Origin of the sequence: Janibacter hoylei PVAS-1 (genome assembly GCF_000297495.1) — a bacterium.
Classification (GTDB): Bacteria; Actinomycetota; Actinomycetes; order Actinomycetales; family Dermatophilaceae; genus Janibacter; species Janibacter hoylei.
Window position 1 is genome coordinate 1 of record NZ_ALWX01000081.1, and the last position, 19,409, is coordinate 19,409.

The 19,409-nt window shown below is 72.7% G+C and carries 17 protein-coding genes and 1 pseudogene; 6 read left to right on the forward strand and 12 right to left on the reverse strand.

Annotated elements, in window-relative coordinates; genetic code table 11:
• Positions 1–38: 38 nt before the first annotated feature.
• Genes B277_RS19270 through B277_RS17640 form a run of 4 tightly spaced genes read right to left on the reverse strand, consistent with a single transcriptional unit; the run spans position 39 to position 6,447 of the window.
• Entirely contained in the window at positions 39–872 is an 834-nt protein-coding gene (locus B277_RS19270) for a RecB family exonuclease (protein WP_238539415.1), read from the reverse strand.
• Complete coding sequence (locus tag B277_RS14180) at positions 802–3,294, reverse strand: ATP-dependent helicase (protein ID WP_007929471.1); 2,493 nt, start codon at positions 3,292–3,294, stop codon at positions 802–804. Before B277_RS14180 ends, B277_RS19270 begins: the two co-directional genes overlap by 71 nt.
• Complete coding sequence (locus B277_RS14185; RefSeq protein ID WP_007929477.1) at positions 3,291–5,621, reverse strand: UrvD/REP family ATP-dependent DNA helicase; 2,331 nt, start codon at positions 5,619–5,621, stop codon at positions 3,291–3,293. Before B277_RS14185 ends, B277_RS14180 begins: the two co-directional genes overlap by 4 nt.
• Positions 5,608–6,447, reverse strand: a complete 840-nt coding sequence (locus B277_RS17640) for a UvrD-helicase domain-containing protein (protein ID WP_007929479.1) — start codon at positions 6,445–6,447, stop codon at positions 5,608–5,610. Before B277_RS17640 ends, B277_RS14185 begins: the two co-directional genes overlap by 14 nt.
• 123 nt (positions 6,448–6,570) lie before the next feature.
• On the opposite strand from B277_RS17640, the gene B277_RS14190 reads away from it, so the two are divergent.
• The 3 genes from B277_RS14190 to B277_RS14200 all read left to right on the forward strand — a co-directional run bounded on the left by B277_RS14190 (position 6,571) and on the right by B277_RS14200 (position 7,907).
• The gene (locus B277_RS14190) at positions 6,571–7,233 is read left to right on the forward strand and encodes a TetR/AcrR family transcriptional regulator (protein ID WP_007929480.1); all 663 of its coding nucleotides are present in this window, start codon (positions 6,571–6,573) and stop codon (positions 7,231–7,233) included.
• Between the two features lie 4 nt (positions 7,234–7,237).
• Complete coding sequence (locus tag B277_RS14195) at positions 7,238–7,495, forward strand: DUF3107 domain-containing protein (protein ID WP_238148233.1); 258 nt, start codon at positions 7,238–7,240, stop codon at positions 7,493–7,495.
• Between the two features lie 160 nt (positions 7,496–7,655).
• The gene (locus tag B277_RS14200; protein ID WP_007929482.1) at positions 7,656–7,907 is read left to right on the forward strand and encodes a GlsB/YeaQ/YmgE family stress response membrane protein; all 252 of its coding nucleotides are present in this window, start codon (positions 7,656–7,658) and stop codon (positions 7,905–7,907) included.
• A gap of 62 nt (positions 7,908–7,969) precedes the next feature.
• On the opposite strand, the gene B277_RS14205 is transcribed toward B277_RS14200, so the two are convergent.
• A complete protein-coding gene (locus B277_RS14205) occupies positions 7,970–8,671 on the reverse strand; it encodes a ferritin-like fold-containing protein (protein ID WP_007929483.1) in 702 nt (233 codons plus the stop codon).
• A 217-nt stretch (positions 8,672–8,888) separates the two neighbouring features.
• Between B277_RS14205 and B277_RS14210 the strand changes: the two genes are divergently transcribed.
• Positions 8,889–10,469, forward strand: coding sequence for a DEAD/DEAH box helicase (locus tag B277_RS14210; RefSeq protein WP_007929485.1), 1,581 nt, complete (start codon positions 8,889–8,891; stop codon positions 10,467–10,469).
• 37 nt (positions 10,470–10,506) lie between these two features.
• On the opposite strand, the gene B277_RS14215 is transcribed toward B277_RS14210, so the two are convergent.
• The 3 genes and pseudogenes from B277_RS14215 to B277_RS14225 all read right to left on the reverse strand — a co-directional run bounded on the left by B277_RS14215 (position 10,507) and on the right by B277_RS14225 (position 13,177).
• Positions 10,507–11,319, reverse strand: a complete 813-nt coding sequence (locus B277_RS14215; protein WP_051988090.1) for a ParA family protein — start codon at positions 11,317–11,319, stop codon at positions 10,507–10,509.
• Positions 11,320–11,353: 34 nt separating this feature from the next.
• Positions 11,354–12,200 (reverse strand): annotated as a pseudogene (locus tag B277_RS14220) (PHP domain-containing protein).
• 191 nt (positions 12,201–12,391) lie between these two features.
• Entirely contained in the window at positions 12,392–13,177 is a 786-nt protein-coding gene (locus B277_RS14225) for an enoyl-CoA hydratase/isomerase family protein (protein ID WP_007929491.1), read from the reverse strand.
• Between the two features lie 55 nt (positions 13,178–13,232).
• Here B277_RS14225 and B277_RS14230 point away from each other — a divergent pair, with 55 nt between their 5' ends.
• Both B277_RS14230 and B277_RS14235 read left to right on the forward strand, forming a co-directional pair.
• Positions 13,233–14,735 (forward strand): aminopeptidase P family protein, encoded by a 1,503-nt coding sequence (locus B277_RS14230; RefSeq protein WP_007929494.1) that lies wholly within the window; start codon positions 13,233–13,235, stop codon positions 14,733–14,735.
• A gap of 275 nt (positions 14,736–15,010) precedes the next feature.
• Entirely contained in the window at positions 15,011–16,063 is a 1,053-nt protein-coding gene (locus tag B277_RS14235; protein WP_007929495.1) for a MaoC family dehydratase, read from the forward strand.
• Positions 16,064–16,181: 118 nt separating this feature from the next.
• On the opposite strand, the gene B277_RS16230 is transcribed toward B277_RS14235, so the two are convergent.
• The 4 genes from B277_RS16230 to B277_RS14255 form a co-directional block, all read right to left on the reverse strand.
• The gene (locus B277_RS16230) at positions 16,182–17,105 is read right to left on the reverse strand and encodes a type IV toxin-antitoxin system AbiEi family antitoxin domain-containing protein (protein WP_007929496.1); all 924 of its coding nucleotides are present in this window, start codon (positions 17,103–17,105) and stop codon (positions 16,182–16,184) included.
• A 163-nt stretch (positions 17,106–17,268) separates the two neighbouring features.
• Complete coding sequence (locus B277_RS14245) at positions 17,269–18,009, reverse strand: PIG-L deacetylase family protein (RefSeq protein ID WP_007929497.1); 741 nt, start codon at positions 18,007–18,009, stop codon at positions 17,269–17,271.
• 10 nt (positions 18,010–18,019) lie between these two features.
• Positions 18,020–18,613 (reverse strand): YflT domain-containing protein, encoded by a 594-nt coding sequence (locus B277_RS14250; RefSeq protein ID WP_007929498.1) that lies wholly within the window; start codon positions 18,611–18,613, stop codon positions 18,020–18,022.
• 109 nt (positions 18,614–18,722) lie between these two features.
• The coding region (locus B277_RS14255) for an acyl-CoA dehydrogenase family protein (protein ID WP_083853795.1) at positions 18,723–19,409 on the reverse strand (687 nt) is incomplete at its 5' end.

Below are 19,409 nucleotides of genomic sequence, written 5' to 3' on the forward strand. Positions count from 1 at the left end.
GGTCGGCCCCCGCCGGCGCGGCCGGCGCGGCCGGCGCGTCAGGCGACGACCTCCCCGAGCAGCGTCACGAGTTCGTGCTCGTCGAGCAGGCGCGGGCGGATGGTCTCGCCGGTCGCGGCGTGGAAAAAGGCTCCTCGCACCCGCTGCGGGTCGATCCCCCGCCACCGGGCGTAGGCGATGCGGTAGGCGGACAGCTGCACGGTCCGCACGGCGCCCTCTCCCCCGCGGGGCGGACGCCCGGTCTTCCAGTCGACGACCGTCACCCCGCCGTCGTCATCGGCGAAGACCGCGTCGACCCGACCGCGGACCGCGTGGCCGCCGAGCACGATCTCGAGCGAGAGCTCGACCTCGACCGGCACCCGGTCAGCCCACTCGCTCGCGAGGAAGTGCTCCTGCATCGCGGTCAGGTCGGCGTCCCCGAGCGACTCGTCGGCGCTGCCGGGCAGCTCGAGGATGTCGACGAGGCCGGCGCGGGCGTAGTGCTCCTCGACCCACGCGTGGAAGGTCGTGCCCCGGCGTCCGGCGACCTGCGGCGGCTGCGGCATGGGGCGGCGCAGGTCGAGGGCGAAGGCCGACGCGTCACGGGCCAGCGAGACCAGCTGCGAGGTCGACAGGTGCGCCGGCAGCTCGACGCCCACGTCGGCCTCACGTGCCCGGCGCCGGGCCTCTCGCTCGGCGAGCAGCACCCGCATCGTGTCGTCGAGCTCGTCCTGCCCGGGCTCGTCCACCTCGAGGTCACCCGCGCCACTCAGCTCCATCCTCGCCGCTGCGGCCTCGAGCCCCGGCCGCTCGGGTGCAGGGTCACCAGCGGGCCACACGACCTGGCGCTCGACGGCCAGCGCCGGGTTGGTCGCCTCGGCGGTCTCGGGCATGTCGGCCCAGCCGAGCACTTCGACGGGCCCGGCCTCCCGCGCCTCGTCGAGGAAGCGTGAGGGCACACGCGGCTGCTGCCCCGTCCGCCCCCCACACCCACGAGCCGAGCAGCAGCTGGCTGCGGGCCCGGGTGAAGGCGACGTAGGCCAGCCGGCGCTCCTCGAGCAGGCCGTGGTCGCCGTTGGCCGCCCGGTACCGCTTGAGCTCGTCCTGCAGCGGCTTGACCTCCCCGAGCGAGAGGTCGAGCTGCGGCAGACCCGCGCGGTCCCCGCGGAGCGGGAAGGGCACCCCGTCGAGCCCGGTGATCCAGCCCGAGTCGTTGACCTGACCGACGCTCCACCGCCCGTCCTTGAAGGTCGAGCGCGACAGGTGCGTGGGGAAGACGCCCTCGGAGAGCCCCGGCACGGCGACGACGTCCCACTCGAGCCCCTTCGCCGCGTGGCAGGTGAGGATCTGGACGGCCGCCTTGGTCGGCTCGACGACCGGCTTCTCCAGCCCGCGCTCCTGCTGCACCGCCGCCTCGATCCAGTCGATGAAGCCACCGAGCGTCGGTCGGTCGGCGCTCGCGGCGAACTGCGCCGCCACGTCCGCGAAGGCGTCGAGGTGCGCCCGCGCCGCCCCCGGTGACCAGTCCGGTCGTGCGAGGACCTCGATGTCGACCCCGAGCTCGCGCTCGGCCTCGCCGACGAGGTCGGGCAGCGGCATCCCCGCCTGCCGACGCAGGCGGGCGACCATGCCCGCGATGTGCTGCAGCCGCCGCAGCGCCGTCTCGGAGATGCTCTGGCCGTCATCACCGCGCCACCCCGGCTCGGGCAGCCGGTCGAGGGCGTCGATGATCGTCACCGCGTCGTCGGGCCCCGGCGGGGCGGCGTCGTCGCCGAGCTCGGCTCGCGCCTGCCGCGCGAGGTGACGCGCCCAGGCCCCGAGCCCGTCGAGGTCCGCCGGCCCGAGCAGACCGGGCGGGCCGGTGAGCAGCCGCATGAGCCGGTCGCCGCGAGCGGGGTCCTGCACGACGGTGAGCAGCGAGATGACATCGGCGACCTCCGGCGTGAGGAGCAGCCCACCCAGACCGACGACCTCGTGCGGGATGTTGCGGGCGGCGAGCGCCTCCGCGACGAGGGTGAACTGGCTGCGCTTGCGACACAGCACCGCCGCCGTGCGCCGCCCGTCGCCACGTCGTGCGGCGATCCAGTCGGCGATGTGCGCCGCCTCGTCGTGCGCGGTCTCGACCCGCAGCGCCTGCACCTGCCCGCGGCCGGCCCCCGGCCGAGCACGAAGGGGGGTCACCGGCACCCCCGTCACCGCCCCGAGGGGCCCGGCGACGGCATTGGCGACGGCGAGGATCGACTCGTCGTTGCGCCAGCTCGTCGACAGGTGCTTGACGGGAGCGGCCTCCCCTTCGGTGGCGAAGGCCTGCGGGAAGGTCGCCAGGGTCGTCGAGCTGGCACCCCGCCAGGCGTAGATCGACTGGTGCGGGTCGCCGACGGCGGTGACGGCAGCGGGGGCCTGCCCCTGCGGGGCGAAGAGCTCGCGCATGAGCACGAGCTGGGCCTCGGAAGTGTCCTGGAACTCGTCGAGGAGCACGACGCGGAAGCGCTCGCGCTCGGCGCTCCCGATGTCGGGGAAGCGGGTGGCCAGCGCTGCCGCCAGGGCCATCTGGTCGGAGAAGTCCATGACCGAGCGCTCCCGCTTGATCTCGCGGTAGCGCTCGACGATCGGCAGGACGAGCCGCTGCTGCTCCATCGGCGTGATGACCTTGCCGGTGAAGTCCTTGGTGAAGCCCTTGCCCGTCGCGCCGACCGTCGCGAGGTGCCCGAGCGTGCGGCCGGCGAAGTCGTCGACGTCCGCCGGGGTCAGCAGGTGCTCCGCGAGCTCACCGGCGAGCGACACCACGGCATTGGTCACCGTCGACTCGGTCTTGTCGATGTCGGCCATCGGACCGTCCCACGCGACGACGACCTCGTGCGCGAGCTGCCAGGTCGCAGCCTCCGAGAGCAACCGGGAGTCCTTTTCGTAGCCCAGCCGCAGCGCGCCCTCGCGGACGAGCCGCCCGGCGTAGGCATGGTAGGTCGAGATCGTCGGGGCACCCCCGAGGCCGTCGGCCTCACTCTCCTGCGGAGGCGACCACAGCCCGGCCGACTCGAGCGTCGCCAGGCGGCGGCCGACGCGCTCGGCGAGCTCGCCCGCCGCCTTGCGGGTGAAGGTCAGGCCGAGCACCTGCTCGGGGGCGACGAGATGGTTGGCGACGAGCCAGACGACCCGCGCGGTCATCGTCTCGGTCTTGCCCGAGCCGGCCCCGGCGACGACGAGCAGCGGCTCCAGCGGAGCTTCGATGATCTCGCGCTGCTCGTCGGTCGGCGGGTGCTCCTGGCCGAGGGCGCGAGAGAGCTCGACGGCACTGATGCGGGGCGGGGTGGTCATCGCAGCCGCCCTCCTTCCTCGTGGGCGGGGCAGGACGAGCGGACCGGGCAGACGCGGCACCGGTTGTCCTCGGGCGAGGCGACGAAGGTCGCCGCGGCCATCCCCTCGGCCGTGTCGGTGATGAGGTCGTGGAAGTGGCGGGGGTCGTCCCCTTCGCCGATCGGGGGCTGCTCCTGCACGGCATTGCGCCCCGTGCGGGCCCGGCCGAGGTGGACGAGTGCCGCGCCGGCGCCGTTGCGGCCGTGCTCGGCGAAGCCGCCCTCCGCGATCGCCACCTGGTACGACCCCAGCTGGGGGTGCTCCAGCAGGTCGGCGGCCGTGGGCGCCGAAGCCCCGGTCTTGTAGTCGATGACCCGCAGCCGACCCTCGGCGTCGGCCTCGAGCCGGTCGACGCTGCCGCTGAGCACCGCCCGCCCGAGCTCGACCCTGAAGCGTGTCTCCGTGGCGACGGGCCGCCAGCCCTCGACGCTCGCCCTCCGGTGGTACTCGTCGAGCCAGTGCACCATCGCGCGCGCCCGCTCGAGCTTCTGGTCCGTCACCCAGCCGGGTGCCATGCCGAGCTCGGGCCAGCGCCGCTGCAGCTCCTCGACGAAAGCCTCCTCGCCGGCGTCGCCGAGCTCGTGGGCGATGTCGTGGACGAGGGAGCCAACCTCCTGCGAGACGCTGCTCGGCCCGTCACCGCCGGCGGACTGCAGCAGCCAGCGCAGCGAGCACTCGCCGAACTGCGCGACCTTGGAGGGGCTGACCCGCACCGGGTCCTCGGGTCCGCGCAGCGCGCGGGTGTCACTGAGGTCGCGCAGCGCCCACCAGGTCGCCGGCGAGGCCCCCGGCACCCCGGCTGCCGCCAGGTGGGACAGCCGCGCGACGGCGCGGGCGACGATCTCGGGCTCCTTGTGGGCCAGTCGCTGCCGCAGCACCGCGACGAGGCCGGTGAGGTCGAGGGGAGCGGGCACGTCGGTCGGCTCACGGCGCACGCCCTCCTCGTCCGGCGGGTCGACGAGGTCCAGGTAGACGGAGGGCTGCTCGTCCTCCGCGGCCACCGCGGTGACGACCACGTGGTGGCTCGCCCGCGTCAGCGCGACGTGGAAGAGGCGGGTCTCGTCGTGCCGGACCGCCGCCGCGGCGCCCGCGCCGGTGCGGTCACGCCCGGTGACGACGTCGACGAGGCGCTCCGAGCCGAGCAGGGACCCGCGCAGCCGCAGGTCGGGCCACACCCCCTCCTGCACCCCGGCGACGACGACCGTGTGCCACTCGTTGCCGGCCGCGGTCTGCGGAGTGACGAGCGCGACGGCGTCGGGGTCGGGGCTGCGGGCCGCGAGCGAGTCGGCTGCGACGGCTTGGCCGGCGACGGCGTCGAGGAAGGCGTCGGGGCCCGACCCGGGGAGCGCGTCCTGGTGCGCCGCCGCAGCATCGAAGAGCGCGACGACGGCGTCGAGCGCCCGGTCGGCGCGGGCACCGGCCGCACCACCGGCGAGCGCGGTGGCTCGCCAGGCATCGGCGACGCCGGCGGCCTGCCAGAGCTCCCACAGGACGAGCTCGGCGCTCACCCCCTTCGCCCATCCGGGTCCGTCGTCCGAGGTGACCGCGGCCGCGCGCCCCGCCGCGAGGACACGGGCGAGGCGGTGCAGAGGCTCCGCGTCGTCGCCGAGGTGGGCGAGGCGGTCGGGGTCGAGGACGAGCTCACCGAGCAGGTCATCGCTCGTCCGCGAGCCACCTGCGGCCAGCTCCTCCTGCCGCAGCGTGCGGCGCAGCCGGCGCACGGCGACCGTGTCGGCCGCGACGAGCGGGCTCGCGAGCAGGTCGACCACGTCGGCCGCGGGCACCGACTCCAGCTGCCCCCGGGCGAGCTCGACGCAGAGCCCGAGCAGGTGGAGCAGCGGGCGCGCGCTCGGCTCGTCGCGCACCGGCACGCGGTGGGCGTCGCCGAGCACCGGCACACCCCGGGCCGCGAGCACCCGGCGCAGCGTGGACTGCCGCGCGGCGCCCCGCACGACGACGGCCATCCGGTGCCACGGGACCCCGCGCAGCAGGTGCGCCTCCCGCAGCCGGTGCGCGATGAAGGCCGCCTCCTGCGCGCTCGAGTGGAGCACGTGGGCCTCGACCTCTCCCCCGGGCGCCGCCGGGCTCGCCCCGCGCTGGCGCCCGCCGCCGAGCGCAGCGATCTTGGGGACCACGCGCGCTGCGGCAGCGTGGACCCGCTCGGGCAGGCGGTGGCCCTGACCGAGCACGTGGGTGGTCGTCGCGCGTCCGGGCCAGTCGTCGACGAGGTGGTGCGGGTCGGCCCCGCGGAAGCCCTGGACCGTCGCGTCGGGGTCACCGACGAGCACGAGGTCGAGCCCCTGACCGGTGAGCGCGCGCAGCAGCCGCGCGCCGGGGGGCGGTCAGCTCGTGGGCGTCGTCGACGACGACCGCCCGCAGCCCGGCGCGCACGCGCTCCCGGGCGTCGGGATCGTCCTCGAGCAGCTCGGCGGCCGCGGTGAGCACCCAGGCCGGGTCGAAGGCTCCCGGGCGCGAGAGGGCGGTCACCTCGTCGTACTCGCGGGCGACCTGCGCCGCCGCGACCCACTCGGGTCGGCCGTGCTCGCGACCGAGCGCCTCGAGGTCGTCCGGCGAGACGCCGTGCTCGATGGCGCGCATGAGCAGGTCGCGCAGCTCTTCGCGGAAACCGCGCGTCGTCAGCGCGTCGGCGAGGTCGTCGGGCCACCGCGGACCGGAGCCGCTCTCGCGGTGCCCGGCGAGCAGCTCGCCGAGCACGAGGTCCTGCTCCGCGCCGGAGAGCAGGCGCGGGGCGGGCAGGCCCTGGAGCGCCGCGTGCTGCCGCAGCACCGCGAAGCCGAGCGACTGCATCGTGCGGGCCATCGGCTCGGTCGTCGCGCCGGTCAGCCCCGCGGTGACGGCGTCGCGGGCCGCGGCTGCCGAGAGCCGCGTCGCGGCGACGAGCAGCACCTCCCCCGGCCCGCCCGCGCCCTGCGCGACCCGGTCGAGCACCGCGGCCACGGCCACCGTCGTCTTGCCCGTGCCCGGCCCGCCGAGCACGCGCACGACGTCTGCGCGGGCGGCGACCGCGGCCGCCTGGTCGGCGTCGAGGTCGGGCGCCTGCGACCCCGGCAGGGTCGAGGGGCGCAGGAGCACTCGGGGCAGGTGGTCGGTCACGTCCCCATCCCACCACCCGACCCCGACAGCCGGCCCCACCACCCGGACCGTCGCCCGGCTGTCGCTACCCACAGGTAGGATCGTGTGACCCACCACACGGTGGGACGACTCCCGGAGGACTGCATGAGCTCGACCACGTCCGGTACCCGCGTCCAGCGGATGCCGCGTGCCCAACGACGCGCCCAGCTGCTCGAGGCGGCGCTGACCATCTTCGTCTCCAAGGGCTACCACTCGGCCGCGATGGAGGACATCGCCGAGGAGGCAGGGGTCTCCAAGCCGGTGCTGTACCAGCACTTCCCGGGCAAGCTCGAGCTCTACCTCGCGCTCCTCGACAACCAGTGCGACCACCTCGAGGGGCTCGTGCTCGAGGCGCTCAACTCGAGCGACGACCACGAGGAGCGGGTCTACGCGACCGTGCTCGCCTTCTTCGAGTTCGTCGCGGACGAGGGTGGGGCCTTCCGCCTCATCTACGAGTCGGACCTGACCAACGAGCCGCAGGTGAGGCACCGCATCGACGCGCTCGAGGCCCAGCTCGGCGAGGCGATGGCGCAGCGGATCATCCAGGACACGCCGCTGCCCATGGAGCTGGCCGAGATGCTCGGCCTCGCGATGGCCGGTGCGGCCCAGGTCATGGCCCGCACCTGGCTCGCGCACGGCGCCCACTTCCCCAAGGAGGTCGCGGCGCAGGCCGCCGGCCACCTCGCGTGGCGCGGGCTCGGCTCCTTCCCCGTCAACCGCATGGGCGCGCCCGTCGACCCCGGCACCGACAGCCCGCAGGCTGGCTGACACGATGAGAGCGACTGCACGCACCGACAGCGAAGGAGTGACCGTGGAGGTCAAGATCGGTATCCAGAACGTGGCCCGCGAGGTCGTCATCGAGGCGACCGGCTCCGAGGCCGACATCGAGGCGGCCGTGCGGTCGGCCCTCGACGGCGGGCCGCTGGTGCTCACCGACGACAAGGGTCGTCGCGTCATGGTCCCCGCCGGCGCCCTCGGCTACGTCGAGGTGGGCGAGCCGTCTCGCGGTCGTGTCGGCTTCGGCGCCTGATCCCCGGTCGCCGTCACGACGTGACAATGGCAGTCGTCAGATCGTGACGTCCTGAGAGTCGTCACACGGGCCACATGAGTATATGTTGGGCACGGAGCCCGCACGGGCTAACCAGAGCGCGTCCGCTCACCCCTGTCGGACGCAGAAGGAGTGAACGACTGTGTGGACCATCATCGTCACCGTCATCGTCGGCGCCATCATCGGCGCCCTGGCCCGCTTGGTCCTGCCAGGCAAGCAGAACATCTCGACACTGGTCACCGTCGTCCTGGGTGTCCTGGGTGCACTGGCCGGCTCGATCATCGTCAACGGCACGAAGACCGACTTCAGCTTCGTCGCCGTGATCGTCGGTGTGATCGCCGCGGCCGTCCTCATCGTGCTCTACGGCATGATCATGGGCCGCAAGCAGGTCTGATCTCACACCTCGACGAAGGGGCCCGCCAGCCGGCGGGGCCCCCTTCGTCGTGCACGGGTTGGTCAGGCCGCCAGGCCCAGCCTGGCCATCCGCAGCTCGTGGCGGTCGGTCAGCCGCTGCATGAGCTGGCCGACCTCCTCGAGGGTGGCGCCGGGGCGGTCGTGGCTCAGGCCGAGGACGAGCTCGCTGAGCGCCTCGCGCTGCGCCGCGACGACCTGCCCCTGGGTCAGTGCCTCACCCATGAGACGGCGGCCCCACAGGGCCAGCGGGCCGCCGCGACGGGGGTCCTCGCGGATGCCGGCGCGCACCGCCGAGACGATCGTGTCCACCGCCTTGCCGTCGCTGCTCGCTCGCTGGACCACCTCGCGCGAGGCGGGGTCGACGTAGCGGGCGATCTCGACGAAGAAGTCGTTGGCGATCCCGTCCCCGATGTAGGCCTTGACCATGCCCTCGAGCAGGTTCCGTGGCCGGGTGCGGGCGTGGTACGACTCGAAGGCGTCCTCGAAGGGCGCCATCGCGGCCACCGGGTCCTCGCCGAGCTGCACGATCCGCTCGCTGATGAGCTCGTGGTTGGTGAACTCCTTGACGGCCATCCCCGCGAGCGCCCGCTTCAGGCGCAGGTCGCGTGCCATCTCGGAGTCGGCCGCCATCCGGGTGAAGCCGGAGATCGTCCCGTAGGCGATGGCGCCGAGGAGCTCGACCGTGCCCTCTCGCTCACGCTCGCCGAGACCGTCGGGGGACGAAGGGGGTGCCTGCTCGCTCATGCGCGCCAGCCTAGTGCCGACCGTCGTCGTTTCGGCCGGGGCACGGGGTGGCGGGTAGCATGACGACGACCAGCGGTGCCCGGTCGGCATCCACTCCATGACCGGACGAGACGTCCGGCCGCGGTCGCCCCCCTTCGTGGCGGACCGCACTGCAGACCTCCGATCGGCCCGTGCCACCCACGGCGACCACGCCGTCCCACGCTGATCGAGAGACTGCATGTCCGAGACCACCACGCCCACGAGCCCGCTCGACGCCGCCGAGCGCGAGGCCGTCCAGGCCACGCCCGACATCGAGGGCACCGCGCCCGAGGCCGCGGAGCAGACCTTCGGCGACTTCGACGTCCACCCCGAGATCGTCGCCGCCCTGGCCGACGCCGGCATCATCCACCCCTTCCCCATCCAGGCGATGACGCTGCCGGTCGCGCTCGGTGGGCACGACATCATCGGCCAGGCCAAGACGGGCACGGGCAAGACGCTCGGCTTCGGCGTCCCGATGCTCAACCGGATCGACCTCGAGTCCGACGACCCCCGCCCCCAGGCCCTCGCCGTCGCCCCGACCCGCGAGCTCGCGAGCCAGGTCGCCGCCGATCTCGAGCGCGCCGGCAAGCGCCTGGGGATCAAGGTGCTCACCGTCTACGGCGGCCGAGCCTACGAGCCGCAGATCGAGGCGCTCAAGCAGGGCGTCCACGTCGTCGTCGGCACCCCCGGTCGACTCATCGACCTGGCGCAGCAGGGCCACCTCGACCTGTCGGCGACCAAGACCGTCGTCCTCGACGAGGCCGACGAGATGCTCGACCTCGGCTTCCTGCCCGACGTCGAGAAGATCATGGCGATGACCGCCCCGGCCCGCCACACGATGCTCTTCTCCGCGACCATGCCCGGCGCGATCGTCGCCCTGGCCCGCCGCTACATGACGCAGCCGACCCACATCCGCGCGATGAGCGAGGACGGCGAGGGTGACAGCCACACCGTCAAGGCGATCGAGCAGTTCGTCTACCGCGCGCACGCGATGGACAAGGTCGAGATGCTCTCGCGGATCCTCCAGGCCAAGGACCGCGGCCTGACGATCATCTTCTCCCGCACCAAGCGCACCGCGGCCAAGGTCGCCGACGAGCTCACCGAGCGCGGCTTCGCCGCCGCGTCGATCCACGGTGACCTCGGGCAGGGTGCCCGCGAGCAGGCGCTGCGCGCCTTCCGCAACGGCAAGGTCGACGTCCTCGTCGCCACCGACGTCGCCGCCCGCGGCATCGACGTCACCAACGTGACCCACGTCGTCAACTACCAGTGCCCCGACGACGAGAAGACCTACGTCCACCGCATCGGCCGCACCGGCCGCGCGGGCAACACGGGTGTCGCCGTGACCTTCGTCGACTGGGACGACGAGACGAAGTGGGCGGTCATCAACCGTCAGCTCGACCTCGGCATCCCCGAGGCGGTCGAGACCTACTCCTCCAGCCCGCACCTCTACACCGACCTCGACATCCCCGAGGGCACCAAGGGGCGCCTCCCCCGCGCGCAGCGCACCCGCGAGGGCCTGGACGCCGAGCGCATCGAGGACCTCGGCGAGACCGGCAAGTCCGGTGGCCGGCGCTCCGGTGGTGGGCGCGGCGGCAACGGTGGCGGCGGTGGCGCCGGCGGTGGCCGTGGCGGCGGTGGCGCCGGCGGTGGCCGTGGCGGCGAGCGCGCCGGCGGTCAGGGCGAGGCGAAGGGGGACGGTGACCGGCCCCGTCGCCGCAACCGCAACCGTCGTCGCACCCGCGGTGGCCAGTCGCAGACCCAGGGCGGCGGCGAGAGCTGAGGCTCTCCCCCCTTCGGTCCGCGCGAGGGGGGACCCCTCAGATCGCGGCGAGGATCGCCTCGGTGACCTCGCGGTAGGCCTGGGCGCCCTTGCTGGAGCGGGCGGTGTCGAGGATCGAGCGTCCGGCGGCGGGCGCCTCCGCGAAGCGCACCGTCCGCGGGATCGGCGGCGAGAGCACCGGCAGCTTGTAGCGGGTGCCGAGGTCGTCGAGGACCTCGCGCGCGTGGTTGGAGCGGCCGTCGTACATCGTCGGCAGGATGCCGATGGTCTTGAGCTTCTTGTTGAGCAGCTTCTTGACGTCCCGGACCGTGTCGAGCAGCTGACCGACGCCGCGGTGGCTGAGCATCTCGGCCTGCATCGGGATGATCAGGCCGGTCGCGGCCGTGAGGGCACCGAGGGTGAGCACGCCGAGGCTCGGGCTGCAGTCGAGGAGGATGACGTCGTAGTCCTCGCGGATCTCGTCGAGGGCCGACTGGAGGACGAACTCGCGCCCGGGGCGGGTGAGCAGCTGGGCCTCGGCGCCGGCGAGCTCGATCGTCGAGGGCAGCAGGTCGACCCCGTCGCTCGCCTCGAGGATCGCGTCGGCGATCTCCGCCTGGCCGAGGACGACCTCGTGCACCGACAGCTCGACGAGGTCGGGATCGATCCCGAGACTGAAGGTCAGACTCGCCTGCGGGTCGAGGTCGACGAGGAGCACGCGCTTGCCGAGCTCGGCCATCGCGGCACCGATCGAGGCCACCGACGTCGTCTTGGCGACGCCACCCTTCTGGTTTGCGACGGCGATGATCGCCGCCTTCTTCGCTCGTGCCACCGTGCGCCCTCCCGTGCCGCTGCTGGATGCTGCGGTCATCCTCGCACTCCGCGGGCGTCGATGCGGCGTCGGCTCAGCGCAGGACGGGTGTGATGCCCGCGGCGACGGCCTCGATGCGCTCGAGGGACTCCGGTGACGTCGTGTTTTCTCCGAGCCGGTTGGTCTTGCCGTCGCCGTGGAAGTCGCTGCTGCCCGTCGGCACGAGGTCGTGCCGGGCCGCCAGCTTCCGGGCGAAGGCCCGTCCGTCGTCGTCGTGGTCGCGGTGGTCGACCTCGATGCCGACGAGCCCGGCGTCGACGAGCTGGGCGACGTCGTCGGCGTCGAGGGCACGCTGGCGCTGCGTCGCGAAGGGGTGGGCCACGACCGGCACCCCGCCGGCGGCCCGCACGAGGCGCACCGCCTCGGTCGTGTCGACCGCGTAGTGCGGCTCGTAGTAGGCCGACCCGTTGTGCAGCCAGCGGGAAAAGACCTCGTTGCGGTCGACCGCGAGACCGTTGGCGACGAGGGCGTCGGCCAGGTGGGGGCGGCCGAGGGCGGCCCCCCTCCTCGACCTGGGCGAGCACGTCCTCCCAGGTCACGGCGAAGCCGTCCTCGGCCATGTGCTCGACGATGCGACGAAGGCGGGGGACCCGGTCCTCGCGCATCCGCCGCATCTCCTCGGCGAGGGTCTGGTCAGCGGGGTCGAAGAGGTAGGCGAGCAGGTGCACCGAACGGCCCCGGTGCCGGGTCGACAGCTCGGCGCCACGCACGAGCGCCACGCCGTAGTGGGCCGCCGCCTCGGCGGCTTCCTCCCAGCCGGCCGTCGTGTCGTGGTCGGTGATCGCCAGCGTCGTCAGGCCCCCTTCGACCGCCTGCCGGAGCAGCTCGGCCGGCGCATCGGTGCCGTCGCTGCGGGAACTGTGGGTGTGCAGGTCGATCACATGACCACCTTAGGCCCGTCCGCCCGCCTGCCGGGTGACCTTCCTCCCGCCACGCCCGGCCTCCGCGTATTTCCCTAGGGAAATGCGGCCTCCGTGCGTATTTCCCTAGGGAAATGCGGCCCCCGTGCGTATTTCCCTAGGGAGATGCGGCCCCCGTGCGAATTTCCCTAGGGAAATGACAGCGAAGGGGGTCAGCCCAGGCCGGGCCAGACGGGCCTGCGCTTCTCGGCGAAGGCGCGCACGCCCTCGGCCCGGTCGGGGCTGAAGGCGGTGTCGTGCCAGCGGGCGTCCTCGATGTCGAGCCCCTCGTCCAGGCCCACCTCGATCCCGCCGCGCATCGCGGCCTTGGCATTGCGCACCCCGACCGGCGAGTGCTCGGCGATCGTGCTCGCCAGGGCGAGGGACTCCCCCTTCGCGTCGTCGACGAAACGGTCGACCAGGCCGAGCCGCAGGGCCTCCTCGCCACCGATCCGACGCGCGGTGAAGATCAGGTCCGCCGCCCGCGACCACCCGATGCGGCGGGTCATCAGCTGGGTGCCGCCACCACCGGGGATGACGCCCACGGAGACCTCGGGCAGTGCGAAGAGCGCCCGCGGGCCGGCGACGATGAGATCGCACGCCAGGGCCAGCTCGCAGCCGCCGCCCATCGCGTAGCCGTCAACCGCGGCGATCGTCGGCACCGGCAGGTCGAGCAGCGCGCGGTAGGCCAGCCGGTTGCCCGGCCGCTGGGCTCGCAGCTGCTCGTCGGTCAGGCCATTGCGCTCCTTGAGGTCCGCCCCGACGCAGAAGGCCTTGTCGTGGCTCGACGTGAGCACCACCGCGCGCACGGAGGTGTCGTCCGCGAGCGCGGCACCGGCCGCGGTGAGCGCCGTCGCCATCTGCGTGGAGACGGCATTCATCGCCTCGGGCCGGTCGAGGACGACCTCGACGACGCCGGAGTCGTGACGGTCGATGCGGATGAGCGGAGTCTCGATCATGGAGCCATTCAAGCGCACGTGAGGACGGTCACCACCGGGATGAGACGATGGCCGGATGAGCGAGGAGCAGCAGCAGGCAGACAACCGCAAGCGACCGACGACCGACGAGTTCCGCGCCTTCGTCGCCGAGGACTGGGCGCCCCGGTCCGACGATCGCCCCGCCCTCACCGAGGCCGCCGAGCGCGCGGCCGAGCGTCGCGCCGCGGTCTCCGCCACCCACGACGGCGAGCGCCTCGTCGTCCCCGCCGGTGGTCTCAAGGTCCGCAGCAACGACTGCGACTACGTCTTCCGCCCGCACTCGGCCTTCGCCCACCTCACCGGGCTGGGCGCCGACCGCGAACCCGACGCCGTCCTCGTCATGGAGCCGCTCGGCGCGCCGGGCGAGCAGGCCGGGCACGAAGCCGTCCTGTACTTCCGCCCGCTCGCCCCGCGCGACTCCGAGGAGTTCTTCGGCGACGCCCGGTACGGCGAGTTCTGGGTCGGTGCGCGCCCCTCGATCGAGGACGTCGAGTCCGAGCTCGGACTGACCGGCCGGCACGTCGACCAGCTCGAAGACGCCGTCGGCAAGGACGCGGGTCAGGTCACCGTGCGCCTGGTGCGCGACGCCGACCGCGACCTCACCGCCCGCCTGGACACGGTGCGCGCCCAGGCCGGCGCCGACACCGACACGCTCGCCGAGGGCGATGCCGCGCTGGCCCACGACCTGTCCCACCTGCGGATGGTCAAGGACGCGTGGGAGGTGCAGCAGATGCAGCAGGCCGTCGACGCCACGCGCGTCGGCTTCGAGGCCGTCATCCGCGAGCTGCCCACGCTGCCCGACCGCGGCCGCGGCGAGCGCTGGGTCGAGGGCACCTTCGGCCTGCACGCCCGCCACCAGGGCAACGGCGTCGGCTACGACTCGATCTGCGCCTCCGGCGACCACGCCAACACGCTGCACTGGATCAAGAACGACGGTGACGTCAAGGACGGGGACCTCATCCTCCTCGATGCCGGGGTGGAGCTCGACTCCCTCTTCACCGCCGACATCACCCGCACGCTGCCGGTGAGCGGCACCTTCTCGCCCACCCAGCGCGAGGTCCACGAGGCCGTCGCCGCCGCGCAGGCCGCCGGCATCGCCGCGGTCAAGCCGGGCAACAAGTTTTCCGACGTGCACGCTGCCGCGATCCGCGTCATCGCCGAGCACCTCCACGGCTGGGGGCTGCTGCCCGAAGGTGTCTCCGTCGAGGACACCCTCGACACCGACCACGGCCAGTACCACCGCCGCTGGATGGTCCACGGCACGAGCCACCACCTCGGTATCGACGTCCACGACTGCGCGCTCGCGACCCGTGAGGAGTACATGGACGCCGAGCTGCAGCCGGGCATGGTCCTCACGGTCGAGCCCGGTCTGTACTTCAAGGCCGACGACCTCAAGGTCCCCGAGCGCTTCCGCGGCATCGGTGTGCGTCTCGAGGACGACGTCGTCGTCACCGAGGACGGCTGCCGCAACCTCTCCGGCGACTGGCCGCACACCGCCGACGAGGTCGAGGCCTGGATCGCGGACGTCCAGAGCCGCTGAGCCAGCTGGCCCCGGTCCTAGTCCTGATGGCCGGGAGATCCTGAGATGGCCGGCCGGTGTCGGGTCTCCCTTCGAGACGGTCGCGGGGCGACCTCCTCAGGGAGCGGGGAGATGCCGCGGGGCGACCTCCGGGTCCCGAGGAGGCGCGCCAGCGCCGTCTCGAGGGGCGGGGAGCGGGAGGTGTGGCGGGGTCAACAGCCGGACGGGCAGACCACCACCGGGGCGAAGGGGGAAGATGGCCCCGACCCCCTTCGCCCACCGAAAGGCCCGCGCACATGTCGACCAAGACGGTCCCCGGCAACTACTTCGAGGACTTCTCGATCGGTCAGGAGATCCGGCACGCGACGCCGCGCACGGTGACCGAGGGCGACATCGCGCTCTACACCGGCCTCTACGGCTCGCGCTTCGCGGCGACGAGCGCAGCGACCTTCGCCGAGGCGATGGGCTTCGAGCGGATGCCGGTCGACAGCCTGCTCGCCTTCCACCTCGTCTTCGGCAAGTCGGTGCCCGACATCAGCCTCAACGCCGTGGCCAACCTCGGCTACGCGGGCGGTCGCTTCGGGGCGCCGCTGCACGTCGGCGACACGGTGACGACGACCTCGACCGTCATCGGCCTGAAGGAGAACTCCAACGGCCGCACCGGCGTCGTCTACGTCAACTCCGTGGGCGTCAACCAGCGCGGCGAGATGGTCGTCGACTACGTCCGCTGGGTCATGGTCAACAAGCAGGACGCGGCCTCCCCCGCCCCCGAGACGGTCATCCCCGACCTGCCGGGTGCCGTTGCGGCAGAGGACCTCCTCGTCCCCTTCGACCTCACCGGCCGCGACTACGACGTCGAGCTCGCGGGCTCCCCCTTCCTCTGGGGTGACTACGAGGTCGGCGAGCGGATCGACCACGTCGACGGCATGACGATCGAGGAGTCGGACCACATGCTGGCCACGCGGCTCTACCAGAACACGGCGAAGGTCCACTTCAACCAGCACGCCCAGTCGCAGGCGAAGATCGGGCGCCGCCTCATCTACGGCGGCCACATCATCAGCCTCGCGCGAGCCCTGTCCTTCAACGGCCTGGCCAACGGCCAGCTCATCGCGGCGATCAACGCCGGCGCGCACGCCAACCCGACCTTCGCCGGCGACACGATCTACGCCTGGTCGGAGGTCCTCGAGCGCATCGAGCTGCCCGGCCGCACCGACGTCGGCGCGCTGCGCCTGCGCACGGTCGCGACGAAGGACACCCCGTGCTCGGACTTCCCCTACAAGGGCGAGGACGGCAAGTACCTGCCCGAGGTCGTCCTCGACCTCGACTACACGGTGCTCATCCCCCGCTGAGCGAAGGGGGGCACCACCTCCCGACGTGCGGGGCCTCCCCTTCGCCCCCTGGCCGCTGTGAGGACGCAGATATCGACTCCGGACGCAGCAATACCCGCGTCCGGAGTCGATTGCTGCGTCAGCGTCGCCGAGCAACGCGCTGTCGGGCCGACTCGACCAACGCGCGGATCCGCTCCGGGTGGTCCAGGTCCGACCACACGAGCCGGATGACGACGCACCCGGCGGCCGTGAGCCGCTCCTCGCGGCGCTTCTCCTGGGCCAACGCCTCGCGCCCGTCCGCGCCCTCGTACTTGACCATCCCGTCGAACTCCACGACCACGGCATCGTCGATGAGGAAGTCCACCCGACCGATGAACCCCTCGGCATCGTGCAGCCGCACCTGGCTGGCCGGTGCGTAGCCGAGATCCTCGAGGATCACCCGCGTACGGGTCTCGCCCACGGACTCACTCGCCCTGTCGGCTCTGGCGAGCACCGCGTCGAACCGGGCCCGACCCAGGCCACCGGGCGCCAGCGCGTCACCCGCGGCACGGACCCCCGGCACCGTGCACATCCGCTCGTGCAGCGCGTGGTCGAGCGGGACGAGTGCTGCCACCGGACCGTGCCGGGCGGCGACCTGGGCCACTGCCTCGCCGATACCCACCGCCCGGCACCCCCCGATGTTCACCGGCTCGAGTCCCTCGGGAGCGGCGTGCACGCGCAGTCCCGACACAGTCCGGGTGCGGGACACGTCCGCCATGACGTCGACGATGTCCCGCGGCACGCCCCAGATCGGCAGGCCGTGCAGGGCCAGGGCGCTCTGGTGGCTGGCGACATCCCCCGGTCGGGCCCGCAGCACGGCCCGAGTGCGCAGGGCGAGCCGCTCGGATGGGCGGGCCCCGTACCACAGGTCGGCCAGGACGTAGGCATCGCGCCGCACCCTGACGACCTGCCCTCGCCGGATCGCCGCCCTGACCGCGGACTCCCCCAGCAGACAGGCCCGCACGTCCTGCCAGGTGAAGACACCGCCCTGCCGCATCGCGCGTTCCCTGAGCTCGTGGTCCACCGTGCGATCGTCGCGCAGACGCCGTCGACGCCCGGCCAGATATCCACAGGCGGGCGGGCTCGCCACGATCAGGACGTACACATCGACTCCGGACGCAGCAATACCCGCGTCCGGAGTCGATACGTGCGTCCGGGCCAGCGCGAAGGGCGCGTGGCTTCGGCCCTCAGCGCTGGAAGACCTCGAGCAGCAGGGCGTGCTCGACGGCCGGGTCCGCGACGGCCTCACCGCCACCCCCGAGGATGTTGCCGAGCAGCTCGGCCGGCTTCGGGAAGTCCTCGGGCAGCGCGGCGTTGTAGAGCCGGTGCTCCTCGAGCGACTCGATCGCGTCGTCGAGGTGGCCGGTCACGTCGACGAAGTGCGTGGGCCGCTGACTGCCGCCGACCGCGAGCAGCCGGACGTGCCAGGGCTCGAGGCCGTCGTCGACGAGCTCGGGGAAGATCCAGCGGTTGCCGGCGTCGGCGCACGCGTCGGCCGTCGCCAGACCCACGGCCCGGTGGTCGGCCTGGTTGAGGACCCCGCCGGGGAAGGTGACGTCGAAGGTCGTGCCGATCACGAGGTCGGGGCGGGCCCGACGGATCGCCGAGGCGATGTCGCGCCGCAGGGTCAGGCCGTACTCGATGGTCCCGTCGGAGTGGTCGCCGAACTCGACCTCCTCGACACCGACGACGGCCGCGCTCGCGCGCTCCTCGTCGGCGCGGGCGGGCGCGGCGTCGACCGGGTCCATCGTGTCGATGCCCGCCTCACCACGGGTCAGCAAGAAGTAGCGCACGCGTTTGCCCGCGGCGGTCCACTTGGCGATGGCGGCTGCGGTGCCGTACTCGATGTCGTCGGGGTGGGCGACGACGCACAGCACGGAGTCGAAGGTGGTCTCGTCGAGGGCGGCCAGGGCGGGCTCGGTGCTCACACCGACGACGCTAGTGGGTCACTGGGCCGAGCTGGGACCGCCACGCTGCTCGCGCTCGTACTGCGCCCGCGCCTGCTCCTGGTTGCGTCGCAGCTGCTCCTGCGCCGCACGCATCGGGTCGAGCTCGGCCATGAGCTCGCGCCCCCCGCTGCACGTGCTTGTGCTCGCACAGCACCTCGTAGCGGCTGGCGACGACCTGGCTGATCGACGTGAAGTCACGTCGCCCGCCCGTCGAGCGGTACCCGAGCCAGGCCCACACGGCACCGAAGACGGCACCCATGGCCATCGTCGAGAGCATCCGCGGGAGGAGGCCGTCGCTCCCTTCGAACATCGCGAAGATCAGCCCGACGAAGACACCGATCCAGATGCCCGAGAGCAGGCCGCCGACGACGACCTTGCCGGTCGTGAGCCGTCCCCGGACCCGCTCGACCTGCTTGAGGTCGGTGCCGACGATCATGACGTCCTGCACCGGGAAGTCCTTGTCGGCGAGGAAGTCGACCGCCCGCTGCGCCTCGGCGTAGGAGTCATGGGTGCCCAGCGACATCGGGTAGTCCAGCCCGAGCTGATTTTCGAGGAAGGCGGACATCTGGGGCTGGGTGCTCATGGGTCCAGTCTCCCACCCGGTCGCCGCGGCCCGAAATGCCGGGCGTGATGACGACGGGGGCTGGCCGTCACCCTGACGGCCAGCCCCCGTCGACGGAGCGACCCCGTCGTCACCCCTTGAGCTTGTAGTCCTTGAGGATGCTCTTGCCGATGATCATCTTCTGGATCTCGGCGGTGCCCTCACCGATGAGCAGCATCGGGGCCTCGCGGTAGATCCGCTCGATCTCGTACTCCTTGGAGTACCCGAAGCCACCGTGGATCCGGAAGGACTGGTTCACCACGTCGGCGCAGTACTCGGCCGCCATGTACTTCGCGATGCCGGCCTCGAGGTCGTTGCGCTCGCCCTTGTCCTTCAGGCGCGCGGCCTTGACCATCAGCTGGTGAGAGGCCTCGACCTTGCTCGCCATGTCGGCGATGCGGAAGAGGATCGCCTGGTGGTCGACGATCTTCTTGCCGAAGGTCTCGCGCTGCTGGGCGTAGGAGACACCGAGCTCGAAGGCGCGCATCGCCAGGCCGCAGGCGCGGGCGGCGACGTTGACGCGGCCGACCTCGACGCCGTCCATCATCTGGTAGAAGCCCTTGCCCGGCTCGCCGCCGAGGATCTGGCCGGTCGTCGTCTTGTGGCCCTCGAGGACGAGCTCGGTCGTGTCGACGCCCTTGTAGCCCATCTTCTCGATCTTGCCGGGGACGGTGACGCCCTGGGCGGTCTCGCCGAAGCCCTCGGTCTTGTCGATGAGGAAGGTCGTCATGTTCTTGTGTGGCTGACAAGGCGCCTCGCCAACCTCGTGCGGTGCTCG

Coding starts and splice junctions, on each gene's coding strand:
- B277_RS19270 (WP_238539415.1), bottom strand. CDS start 872: ATGCCCGAGACCGCCGAGGCGACCAACCCGGCGCTGGCCGTCGAGCGC.
- B277_RS14180 (WP_007929471.1), bottom strand. CDS start 3,294: ATGACCACCCCGCCCCGCATCAGTGCCGTCGAGCTCTCTCGCGCCCTC.
- B277_RS14190 (WP_007929480.1), top strand. CDS start 6,571: ATGAGCTCGACCACGTCCGGTACCCGCGTCCAGCGGATGCCGCGTGCC.
- B277_RS14195 (WP_238148233.1), top strand. CDS start 7,238: ATGAGAGCGACTGCACGCACCGACAGCGAAGGAGTGACCGTGGAGGTC.
- B277_RS14205 (WP_007929483.1), bottom strand. CDS start 8,671: ATGAGCGAGCAGGCACCCCCTTCGTCCCCCGACGGTCTCGGCGAGCGT.
- B277_RS14210 (WP_007929485.1), top strand. CDS start 8,889: ATGTCCGAGACCACCACGCCCACGAGCCCGCTCGACGCCGCCGAGCGC.
- B277_RS14215 (WP_051988090.1), bottom strand. CDS start 11,319: ATGACCGCAGCATCCAGCAGCGGCACGGGAGGGCGCACGGTGGCACGA.
- B277_RS14225 (WP_007929491.1), bottom strand. CDS start 13,177: ATGATCGAGACTCCGCTCATCCGCATCGACCGTCACGACTCCGGCGTC.
- B277_RS14230 (WP_007929494.1), top strand. CDS start 13,233: ATGAGCGAGGAGCAGCAGCAGGCAGACAACCGCAAGCGACCGACGACC.
- B277_RS14235 (WP_007929495.1), top strand. CDS start 15,011: ATGTCGACCAAGACGGTCCCCGGCAACTACTTCGAGGACTTCTCGATC.
- B277_RS14250 (WP_007929498.1), bottom strand. CDS start 18,613: ATGAGCACCCAGCCCCAGATGTCCGCCTTCCTCGAAAATCAGCTCGGG.